Origin of the sequence: Caballeronia fortuita (assembly GCF_001544835.2) — a bacterium.
In the GTDB taxonomy this organism is placed as follows: Bacteria; Pseudomonadota; Gammaproteobacteria; order Burkholderiales; family Burkholderiaceae; genus Caballeronia; species Caballeronia fortuita.
This window is the reverse complement of record NZ_FCNX02000005.1, coordinates 378585-389695: the sequence shown is the minus strand read 5'-3', so window position 1 is coordinate 389695 and position 11111 is coordinate 378585. Positions and strand designations below refer to the sequence as shown.

6 protein-coding genes are annotated in these 11111 nt (G+C 63.3%); 1 reads left to right on the top strand and 5 read right to left on the bottom strand.

What is annotated here, in order from left to right:
* Window positions 1-572: 572 nt before the first annotated feature.
* The 5 genes from AWB77_RS12775 to AWB77_RS12755 form a co-directional block, all read right to left on the bottom strand.
* Window positions 573-3911, bottom strand: coding sequence for an efflux RND transporter permease subunit (locus AWB77_RS12775; RefSeq protein WP_061134781.1), 3339 nt, complete (start codon window positions 3909-3911; stop codon window positions 573-575).
* 3 nt (window positions 3912-3914) lie between these two features.
* Complete coding sequence (locus AWB77_RS12770; RefSeq protein WP_061134780.1) at window positions 3915-7034, bottom strand: MdtB/MuxB family multidrug efflux RND transporter permease subunit; 3120 nt, start codon at window positions 7032-7034, stop codon at window positions 3915-3917.
* Between the two features lie 15 nt (window positions 7035-7049).
* Window positions 7050-8396, bottom strand: a complete 1347-nt coding sequence (locus AWB77_RS12765) for an MdtA/MuxA family multidrug efflux RND transporter periplasmic adaptor subunit (protein WP_061134779.1) — start codon at window positions 8394-8396, stop codon at window positions 7050-7052.
* Between the two features lie 322 nt (window positions 8397-8718).
* Window positions 8719-9552: an IclR family transcriptional regulator gene (locus tag AWB77_RS12760; RefSeq protein WP_096031123.1), complete on the bottom strand. Its 834-nt coding sequence runs from the start codon at window positions 9550-9552 to the stop codon at window positions 8719-8721.
* Between the two features lie 515 nt (window positions 9553-10067).
* Window positions 10068-10376 (bottom strand): hypothetical protein, encoded by a 309-nt coding sequence (locus tag AWB77_RS12755; protein WP_061134777.1) that lies wholly within the window; start codon window positions 10374-10376, stop codon window positions 10068-10070.
* Window positions 10377-10619: 243 nt separating this feature from the next.
* Between AWB77_RS12755 and AWB77_RS12750 the strand changes: the two genes are divergently transcribed.
* A complete protein-coding gene (locus AWB77_RS12750; protein WP_061134776.1) occupies window positions 10620-11093 on the top strand; it encodes a BCAL1086 family glycoprotein in 474 nt (157 codons plus the stop codon).
* Window positions 11094-11111: the final 18 nt, after the last annotated feature.

Genomic DNA, 11111 nt, shown 5'->3' with positions numbered 1-11111 from the left:
GCGCGCGCGTACCCGATTAACCCATCGGCCGCGTAGCGGGCCGGAGCTTGATCGTGCTGAACCAGCGCGCTAGTGCGGCGCGATGTGTCAGACCGTGCGCGAACCAAGTCGGGTAATTGTGATGAGGGCACTCTTTAGGCGGATGCCACCTTGGACGAGAGAACTACCCAACGTGCGTGTGACCGCGGGCTTGAAAAGCTGCTTTCTTTGGTTACTTTCTTTGCAGCAGCAAAGAAAGTGACTGCCGCCCCGCACAGGGGCAGTGCTAATAGACCACTAAGAAGCCGGGATCCGGCGAACAAAAAAGGCGAAATCCGCCCGCTGCGCAACGGAAATCAACGAGAAAAGAGCACACGCTTTCGCACACCTGATTAACTGATCGGCTGCGGAGCGGGACAAAGAACTAGCGCACCGAACGGCCTGGCGAGTCAGACCGCGGCTGATTGCGAGAAGGGCAGTCATTGGCCGAGTGCCACGGAGGACGGGAGAACTACCGAAACTGCGTGTGACCGCGGGCGTCACAGAAGCTGCTTTCTTTGCAGCAGCAAATAGAACCGGACGAACCAGAAACCTCACTCCGCCGCACCGGCAGGCCGCGCCCGATCCCGCGCTCTACGTGCCCGCCGCTCTTCTCCGCGAATCCGAAACCGATCCATATAAAGATAAACAACCGGCGTCGTATAAAGCGTCAGCATCTGACTCACGATCAACCCGCCGACAATCGCAATTCCAAGCGGCGCACGCATCTCCGAACCTTCGCCCGTGCCGAACGCAAGCGGCAATGCACCGAGCAGCGCCGCAGCGGTCGTCATCATGATCGGACGGAAGCGCAGCAGACACGCCTCGCGAATCGCATCCTGCGGCGTCTGCGCGCCATGACGCGTCGCCTCGATCGCGAAGTCGACCATCATGATCGCGTTCTTCTTCACGATGCCGATAAGCAGAATCACCGCGATCAGCGCAATGATGCTGAACTCCGTCTTGAACAGCAACAATGCGAGCAACGCGCCGATACCCGCCGACGGCAACGTCGAAAGAATCGTGATCGGATGGATATAGCTCTCGTACAAAATCCCGAGCACGATATAAACCGCCGCGAGCGCCGCCAGAATCAGAAGCGGCTGATCGTTGAGCGACTGCTGAAACGCCTGCGCCGTGCCCTGAAAGCTGCCATGAATGGTCTGCGGCACGCCGATCGTCGCCATCGTTTCGTAGATCGCGGCGGTCGCGTCGGACAGCGACTTGCCCGGCGGCAGGTTGAACGAAATGGTCGATGCGACGAACTGGCTCTGGTGATTCACCGACAACGGCGTGTTGCCCGGCCCGAACCTGGCGATAGTTGAGAGCGGCACCATCGTTTCCTTCGACGTCGATACGGCCGCGCCCGACGACGACCCGTTCTTGCCCGTCGCCGCAATCGCATTGGTCGCCGAGTTCTTCACGGCGGCAAGCGCGAGCGCGGCAGTGGTATCGGACGTGCTCGTCGACGCGCCGCCCGCGCCCGTCGATCCTGTGGCCGACGTCGATGCGGTCGACGTCGTGCTTGAAGTCGTCGTCGATTGCGTCGATGCCGAGCCGCTCGCCGTGCCGCCCGACGTGCTGATGTAGATCTGCTTGAGCATCTCCGGGTCTTGCCAGTATTTCGGCGCGAGCTCCATCACCACGTGATACTGCGACAGCGGGTTGTAGATGGTCGACACCTGCCGCTGGCCGAACGCATCGTAGAGCGTGTTGTCGATCTGTGCGGGCTTGATACCCAGGCGCGCGGCGGTCGCGCGGTCGAACGTGACCATTGCTTCCAGGCCGCCTTGCTGCTGGTCGGAATTTACGTCGGCGAGTTCGGGGCGCTTTTGCAACGCCTCGGTGAGTAGCGGTCCCCACTTGTACAGATCGGCGGTCGAATCCGACAGCAAGGTGAACTGATATTGCGCGTTCGATTGCCGCCCGCCTACGCGAATATCCTGCACCGCCTGAAGGAACGTGCGCGCGCCGGCGACATCCGCGAGCGGCTTGCGCAAGCCGTTGATGACCTGATCGGCCGAGACCTTGCGCACGCTCTTGGGCTTGAGCGAAATGAACATGAAGCCCGAGTTGGTCGAGCGCCCGCCGGTGAAACCCGCGACGCTGTCGACGGCAGGGTCCGCTTCGACGATCTTCATCATCTCCGCGAATTTGAGCTTCATCGCCTGGAAAGACGTACTCTGGTCCGCCTGAATGCCGCCGATGATGCGCCCCGTGTCCTGCTGCGGGAAAAAGCCCTTCGGCACGATGTAGTACAGGTAAACGTTCAGCCCGATGGTCGCGAACAGGAGCATCAGAAGCGTGCGCGGATGCGCGAGCGCCCAGCCGAGCGTGCGCGCATAGCCGCGCTGCATGCGGTCGAATTGGCGCTCCAGCCAGCGCGCGACGCGGCCTTCCTGCTTGCGCTCGTGCGGCTCGTCGAGCAGGCGCGAGCACATCATCGGCGTGACGGTCAGTGAAACGACGAGCGATACGCCGATAGCAAGCGACAACGTCAGCGCAAACTCGCGAAAAAGCCGCCCGACGATGCCGCCCATCAGCAGAATAGGCAGGAACACGGCGACGAGCGACACGCTGATCGACAGCACCGTGAAGCCGACTTCGCGCGCGCCGATGATCGCCGCCTGCATGCGCGGCACGCCTTTCTCCACATGCCGCGTGATGTTTTCCAGCACGACGATCGCATCGTCGACGACGAAGCCCGTCGCGATGGTCAGCGCCATCAGCGAAAGATTGTCGAGCGAGAAGCCGAGCAGATACATCGCCGCGAAAGTGCCGATGATCGATATCGGCACGGCGACGCTCGGTATCAGCGTCGCGCGCCAGTTGCGCAGGAACAGGAACACGACCATGACGACGAGCGCCACCGCAATGACCAGCGTGAGCTCGGTGTCGTGCAGCGAAGCGCGGATCGTCGTGGAGCGGTCGGCGGTCGGCGTGATCTGGACATCGGCGGGAAGGGCGGCCTGCAATTGCGGCAACATAGACTTCACGCGGTCGATCGTCTCGATGATGTTCGCGCCTGGCTGCCGATACAGAATCACGAGCACCGCGCGCTTGTTGTTGATGAGGCCGAGATTGCGCAGGTCTTCGACGGAATCGACCACTTCGCCGACATCCGAAAGCTTCACCGCCGAGCCGTTGCGGTACGCGACCACGAGGTCCTTGTACTGCGCGGCCTTGCTCGCCTGATCGTTGGTGTACAGCTGGACGCGCGTGCCCTTGAACTCGATCGCGCCCTTCGGACTGTTTGCGTTCGCTGAAGCGAGCGCGGCGCGCACGTCCTCCAGCCCGATGCCGTAGTGAAAGAGCGCGCCCGGCTCCAGCTCCACGCGCACCGCCGGGTTCGCGGAGCCGCTGACGTCGACTTCGCCGACGCCCGGCACGGTCGAGAGCGTCTGCTGCAGCACGGTCGCGGCGGAATCGTAGAGCGAGCCCGCCGTGCGCGTGGGCGAGGAGAGCGCGAGCACGAGAATCGGCGCGTCGGCGGGGTTGACCTTGTGATACGTCGGATTCTGGCGCAGCGCGGTCGGCAGGTCGGCGCGCGCGGCGTTGATCGCGGCTTGCACGTCGCGCGCGGCGCCGTCGATGTCGCGGTTCAGGCCGAATTGCAGCGTGATGCGCGTTGTGCCGACGGAACTCATCGACGTCATTTCGCTCACGTCCGCGATGGTGCCCAGATGCCTTTCGAGCGGGCTCGCGACGCTCGTCGCCACCGTTTCCGGGCTCGCGCCGGGCAAGGATGCCTGCACGGAGATCGTCGGGAAATCGACTTGCGGCAAGGGCGCGACCGGCAGGCGCACGAACGCGAACATGCCCGCGAGCGCGATGCCGATCGCGAGCAGCGTCGTGGCGACCGGCCGGGCGATGAAGATGCGCGACATGTTCATGAATCAGCGTCCTTCGCTGGCCGGCGCCGTCGGCCTGCCGCGATTGAAGCGAGCGCGCAGCTTGCGGGCGAGGGAGTCGAAGCCGAGATAGATGACGGGCGTCGTGAAGAGCGTGAGCAATTGCGACACGATCAGACCGCCGACGATCGCCACGCCGAGCGGACGCCGCAGCTCCGAGCCCGCGCCCCAGCCGAGCATCAGCGGCAGCGCGCCGAGCAACGCGGCCATCGTCGTCATGAGAATCGGGCGAAAGCGCAGCAGGCACGCCTGGAAAATCGCTTCGCGCGGCGGCTTGCCCTGGTCGCGCTCCGCTTCGAGCGCGAAGTCGATCATCATGATCGCGTTCTTCTTCACGATGCCGATCAGCAGCACGATGCCGATGATCCCGATGATGTCGAGATCGTGCCCGGTGATCATCAGCGAAAGCAGCGCGCCGACGCCCGCGGACGGCAGCGTCGAGAGAATCGTGATCGGATGGATGAAGCTCTCGTACAGCACGCCGAGCACGATATACATCGTCACGATGGCCGCGAGTATCAGGAACAGTTCGTTCGACAGCGACGCCTGGAACGCGAGCGCCGCGCCCTGATAGCGAATCTGGAACGATGCCGGCAAGCCGATGTCCTCCTTCGCCTGCTCGATCGCCTTCACCGCCGCGCCGAGCGATTCGCCCTTCGCGAGATTGAACGACACGGTCGTGGCCGGGAACTGCCCGAGGTGCGTGACGAGCAAGGGCGCGGCGCGCTCATGGAACTTCGCGATGGCCGAAAGCGGCACCTGCCCGTTGCTCGCGGTGGAAGAGGGCAGATAGATGCCGTTCAACGTTTCGCTGTAGTGCGCGTCGGACGGTTCGGCTTCGAGAATCACGCGGTACTGGTTCGACTGCGTGAAGATCGTCGAGATGATGCGCTGGCCGAATGCGTCGTAGAGCGCGTTGTCGACGGTCGCGGGCGTGATGCCGAAGCGCGCGGCCGTTTCCCGGTCGATCTCGATATACACCGACTGGCCATTCTGCTGCAAATCGGTCGCGACATCCGTCAGCACCGACGTATGTTGCAGCCGTTCGACGAGCTTCGGCACCCATTCCGCGAATTCGGCCGAGTTCGGGTCGGTCAGCATGAACTGATACTGCGTCGGGCTGACGGTCGAATCGATCGTCAAATCCTGCACCGGCTGCATGTACAGCTTGATGCCGGGAATATCGGCGACTTCGCTCTGAATCTCGCGGATGACATCGCTCGACGTATTGCTGCGGTCGTCGCGCGGCTTCAGGTTGATGAGCATGCGCCCGCTGTTCAGCGTGATGTTCGAGCCGTCCACGCCGACGAACGAGGTCAGGCTTTCGACGTCCGGGTTCTGCAGAATCTTCTTCGCGAGCGCCTGCTGCTGGTCCGCGACGGCCTGATACGACGCGGCCTGCGGCGCCTGCGTAATCGCCTGGATCACACCGGTGTCCTGCGTCGGAAAAAAGCCCTTCGGAATGTACACGTACAGCACGGCGGTAAGAATGAGCGTGAGCACGAAGACGAACAGCGTCGCGCGCTGCCGCGCCAGCACCCAGTTCAGCGCGACCGCATAACGCCCGATCACGTAATCGATGAACTGATGCGCGCGCGCCTCGAAGCGCTTGCTTTCCTTCGTCGGCGTATGACGCAGGAGCTTCGCGCACATCATCGGCACGAGCGTGAGCGAGACGATTGCCGAAATGACGATGGTCACCGCGAGCGTGATCGCGAACTCGTGAAAGAGGCGGCCGACCACATCGCCCATGAAGAGCAGTGGAATCAGCACGGCGATCAACGAAACCGTCAGCGAGATGATGGTGAAGCCGATCTGCTTCGAACCCTTCAACGCGGCTTCGAGCGGAGATTCGCCTTCCTCGACGTAACGCGCGATGTTTTCGATCATCACGATGGCGTCGTCGACGACGAAGCCCGTCGCGATGGTCAATGCCATCAGCGAGAGATTGTCGAGCGAGAAGCCGCACAGGTACATGATCGCGAGCGTGCCGACCAGCGACAGCGGCACCGACAAGCTCGGAATGATGGTTGCGTAGACATTCGCGAGGAACAGATAAATGACGAGCACGACCAGCACGACGGACAGCGCGAGCTCGAACTGCACGTCGCGCACCGATGCGCGGATGGTCGTGGTGCGGTCCGTGACGACGCGAACATCGAGCGCCGCCGGTAGCGATTGCTGCAATTGCGGCAGGATTTTCTTGATGCCGTCGACCACCGCAATCACGTTCGCGCCCGGCTGACGCTGCACGTTCAGGATGATCGCGGGCGTCGAATCGACCCATGCGCCGAGCTTCGTGTTCTCCGGCCCTTCGACGATAGTCGCGACATCCGTCAGCATCACCGGACGCCCGTTTCGATACGCGACGACCGCGCTCTTGTACGCGTTGGCATCGGTGAGCTGATCGTTCGCGTTGATCGTATAGGCGCGCGTCGGGCCGTCGAAGTTGCCCTTCGGCGTGTTGACGTTGAGGTTCGAGATCGTCGTGCGCAGATCGTCGATGTTCAGCCCGTACGAGGCGAGCGCGCGCGTGTTCGCGCGAATGCGCACGGCGGGGCGATTGCCGCCGCTCACCGACACGAGGCCCACGCCTGCCACTTGCGAGATTTTCTGGGCGAGACGCGTGTCGGCCAGATCCTGCACTTGCGTCAGCGGCAAGGTCCTGGAGCTGACAGCGAGCGTCATGATCGGCGCGTCGGCGGGGTTCACCTTTGCGTAGATCGGCGGCGCGGGCAGGTCGGACGGCAACAGATTGCCCGCCGCGTTGATCGCCGCCTGCACTTCCTGCTCGGCAATGTCGAGCGGCAAATCGAGGCTGAACTGCAGCGTGATGACCGATGCACCCGCCGAACTCTGCGAGGACATCTGATTCAGGCTCGCCATCTGCCCGAACTGCTTTTCGAGCGGCGCGGTGACGCTCGATGTCATCACGTCGGGCGATGCGCCCGGATAGAAGGTCTGGACCTGGATCGTCGGATAGTCGACGGCGGGCAGCGCGGAGAGCGGCAAAAAGCGCAGCGCGACGAGGCCGACCAGCATGATCGCCGCCATCAGGAGCGCCGTGCCGACCGGGCGCAGGATAAAAATGCGGGATGGATTCATGCTTTCGAATTGCGCTTACTGCTGCGATTGCTGACGCCGATGACCGCCGTGACGCGCACCCGATGCCGCCGAAGCGGGCGCGGCGGCCGATGCGCCCGAGGCACCCGATGCCGCTTTCGCCTTGTCGGCCGGAATCGTGATCTTCGCGCCTTCCTTCAGTCGGTCCGAACCGTCGATGACCACGCGCTCGCCCACTTGCAGACCGGACTTGATGCTCGTGCGCTCGCCATCGACCGGACCTGTTTTCACGTTGCGCACCGTGACGGTGTTGTCCGGCTTCACGACATACACGAACGCGCCCGACGAGCCGTTGAGCACCGCGGGCGTCGGCACGATGGTCGCGTTCTTGATGACGTCGACGAGCAGCTTCGTGTTCACGAACTGATTCGGGAAGAGCATGCCTTCCTTGTTGTCGAAGGTTGCGCGCAGCTTCACGGTGCCGGTAGTCGTGTCGATCTGGTTGTCGACGGTCTCGAGATGGCCCGCTTCGAGCGACGTGGTGTTCGCGCGGTCGTACGCCGTGACCGACATCTTCGTGCCCGCGCGCAGCGGCTTGAGAATCGCGGCGAGATTGTCTTCGGACGTGGTGAAGATCACGCTGATCGGCTGCAACTGCGTGATGACGACGACGCCGTTCGTGTCGCCCGTCGTCACGTAGTTGCCCGGATCGACCTGACGCAGGCCGACGCGTCCCGACACCGGCGCCGTGATGCGCGCGTAGGTCAGATCGAGCTTGTACGTATCGACGTTGGCCTGGTCCGATTTCACCGCGCCTTCGTACTGCTTCACGAGCGACGCCTGCGTATCGACCTGCTGTTTGGCGATGGAATCCTGCGACAGCAAGGTCTGATAGCGCTGCAGATCGAGGCGCGCGGTCTGCAGGAGCGCCTCGTCTTTCGCGAGCGCGCCTTGCGCGTTGCGCAGCGAGATTTCGTAGGGGCGTGGATCGATCTGCGCGAGCACGTCGCCCTTCTTGACCATCTGGCCTTCCTTGAACGCGACATCGACGAGCGTGCCGTTCAACTGCGTCTTGACGGTGACGTTCGCGAGCGGCGTGACGGTGCCGAGCGAATTGATGACGACGGGCATCTCGCCCTGCGTGACCGTCGCGACGTGTACCGGCTGCGGCTGATTCATCGCGTTCGGCGCGCCGCGCCGTCCGCCTTGACGCGCTTCCGGCGTTCCGCTCGCACCGTCGCCGCTGCCGCGATTCCACGGATGCCACCACACGAGCGCACCGGCGATGATCACGAGCGCGACGACGAGCGGCACGATCCGGCGGCGCCGTGGCGCGGGTTCGATGGCTGCAGGCGTTGGAGGCGTCGGGCGCGGCTGCGCGGGGGGATTCTTTTGGTCGTCCATCGGTTCGAAGGCTGGGTCTTTCAAATCTGTACGGAGCGCGGACGGGCGGCGGTCATGGTTCAGTCACGCAAAGGCGATGCGCCGCGCGCATGAACCGGACCGAAGCGGAAGCCGTGAAAAAGCGGGGCCGTTGAAAGCAGCTGGAAAGCTCGCCCGACACATCAGGCAAGAATCCGGCGCGGCCCCGGTGCGCGCGAAGCATGATGCTACGTCTCGCACCGGGGGCCGTCCACCGATCATTCTTTCTGTTGATTACGACTGTTACACGCGCATCGACGCATGCTTTCGATATGTTGAGAAGCGCGTTGGGCGCACGCGATGACTAGCCGGCGGCGCGCAGTGCGTTCGTCGCGTGCGTTCCGCCGATCTCGCGCGCGATCTGCCCGACGCATTCGAGCAGCGCGGGCGCGATATCGTCGATCAATATTTCTCGCGGGCACTGATGCGCCGCGCCGCCGCAGTTGACCGAGTAGCGTTCCTCGGACGGTCCGACGAAGCCCGCCGCGACAGCGTTCAGTCCGTGATGCCATTCGCCGACGGAAATCGCGAAGCCAAGCTGCAAGGCGTCGTCGATGCCGCGCTGCAAGCCGCCCGCAATGGCCGGCCAGTCGTCGCCCGATGCGGTCTGCAGACTGCCGATGAGCGCACGCCGATCCGCCTCCGACAGCACCGCGAGGTAAGCGCGGCCCACCGCCGTGCGGCTCAGGTCCATCCTGCCGCCGACTTCGAGCCGCGAGACCAGCACGGCGGACCGCGGCCGAATGGCATCGATTACAACCATCTCCAGACGATCGCGCACGGCGAGGTGAACGGACAGTCCGGTGCGTTCCGCAAGCCGGATCAGAAACGGGCGCGCGCGTGCACGAATGTCGAAATTGCGTAAGAATCCGTTGCTCAGTTCGAGCACTGACGCGGTGAGCACGAAGCGCTCGCTGTCGGGCAGACGATGCAGCAGCCCTGCGCCGACGAGCGTCGCGGTGATGCGGGACACCGTGGGTTTCGGAATCCCGGTCCAGTCGGTCAGTTCGCGATTGCTGACGGGCGCGTCTGCGGCGGCGATGCGGCGCAGCACATCGAGTCCGCGTGCGAGTGCGGTGACTTCCTCGCCGTCTTTCTCCCGGGCGCGTTCGCGGCCCGCCGACCGTTCAGTTTGCATAGGCATTTGTTTTGTGAAACATCGTTTTGTTTGATGACGTCGCGCAATTCTACAAGGCCGCGTCGAGAAACTTGCAAACGATGCAAGCCTTCGCAATAAGCTGCATCGGCGATGAACTTTTTTAACGAAAGAAGCGTGCTGAACGAAACTTGGGCAGTTGCCCGGACCGCGAGATTTTGCTTGACTTGAGCAGCGATCCCGGAAAAAATGGAATCGAATTTCGAAACCGGAAGTGATGTGCGCGTCAGCGCTTTCCGCTCCGCACTCGAAAGACTGGCTCTCAGGTTCTAGCACGGCCCTCGGAATGGCTAGAACTTTTAAGGCGCTACGGAAACGTAGCGCCTTTTTTTTCGTTCGCGCGTTCGCTAGACGCCGTGGGGCGAATATACCTGAAAGTGCCTGAGTCGCAGCCGATGGCGCGCGGCGGGGAGGTCGGAGGAAGAGCGATGGCGACGGGCACCGAAGTTATCGGCCAGTCGCGAGAAGCGGCGATAGAGCGCGCCGCATCGAAGGAATCAGTAAGCGTTCGTGAACACGCGCGGCTGACGGAGCAGGCGTTGGCCGCGGACGATCCAGTAGATGGTTGCGCCGATAAGCAAAAGGGCCACGCCGTACACGAACAGCGGAGAGACACGCTCGGGAGCGGGCGGACTCGTCGCGATGAGCAATGCTGCAAAGAACGCCGCGCCTGCCTGATAGAACGAACGGTTGGCGAGATTGCGGCGCATGCGACGGGTGGTGAAGCGGGAAACGGGGGCGCGGGCGAACGGCTCGAACAACATCAACGCTGCGACCAGAGCGACAGCGACATTCATGAAAAGCATGGTGCGAACTTTCGTGAGAGGCAGGGACGCGGCGAATATATGTCACCGCACATGCCGCTAAAACCAGAAGGCTCCGAAATGTAGAAGGAAACTTCTATTCGATCAATTTCGCGCGAAGGCGCGCGCGAGGTTCCCCTGCGATGCAAGGTTCGAATGTCCGATTCGCTCGTTCGGCGAGCGGGGAAAATAGGCGCTGCGTCGATACCGTATGATGTGCGCACGAATCAGGCACGAGGTAAGACCATGCAGATGACTCCCATGACCCGCATCGCCGTCGTAGTCGCGGCGCTCGGCGTGCTCGCCGCGTGCGAGAAGCACGACGCGACCGCAGGACAGGCCGCGAACGCATTCAACAACCTCGCGAGCCAGACAAATCAGAAGCTGGATCAGGCGGCGAGCTATGTCGGCCAGAAGGTCGATGCGGCGAAGCAGTCGGCGCAGCAGAACATCGGCAACGCCGGTTCGATGCCCGACGTATCCGCGAGCAGCGTCGCCGCCTCCGCGCGCGCGAACTTCGACGGCGCGGCGAGCGCGACGAATGCGGCGATCAACAACGCCGCGAGCGCGACCGGCGCCAGCCTGCAATCGGCGGGGCGCAAGCTGCAGGAATGGTCGGCGAAGGACGGCGGCGCGTCGAATCCGCAGGCGAGCGCGCAAGGTTCGGTCGCGGGGCCCGGCTCCGATGCGAGCGGCACGCGCACGGAGATGGACAAATAGCGCGGTAATCGCGGTAAT

Bases quoted from the DNA above. Each gene is read 5' to 3' on its own strand.
- AWB77_RS12775 (WP_061134781.1), bottom strand. From the start codon at position 3,911: ATGAACATGTCGCGCATCTTCATCGCCCGGCCGGTCGCCACGACGCTG.
- AWB77_RS12770 (WP_061134780.1), bottom strand. From the start codon at position 7,034: ATGAATCCATCCCGCATTTTTATCCTGCGCCCGGTCGGCACGGCGCTC.
- AWB77_RS12765 (WP_061134779.1), bottom strand. From the start codon at position 8,396: ATGGACGACCAAAAGAATCCCCCCGCGCAGCCGCGCCCGACGCCTCCA.
- AWB77_RS12760 (WP_096031123.1), bottom strand. From the start codon at position 9,552: ATGCAAACTGAACGGTCGGCGGGCCGCGAACGCGCCCGGGAGAAAGAC.
- AWB77_RS12755 (WP_061134777.1), bottom strand. From the start codon at position 10,376: ATGCTTTTCATGAATGTCGCTGTCGCTCTGGTCGCAGCGTTGATGTTG.
- AWB77_RS12750 (WP_061134776.1), top strand. From the start codon at position 10,620: ATGCAGATGACTCCCATGACCCGCATCGCCGTCGTAGTCGCGGCGCTC.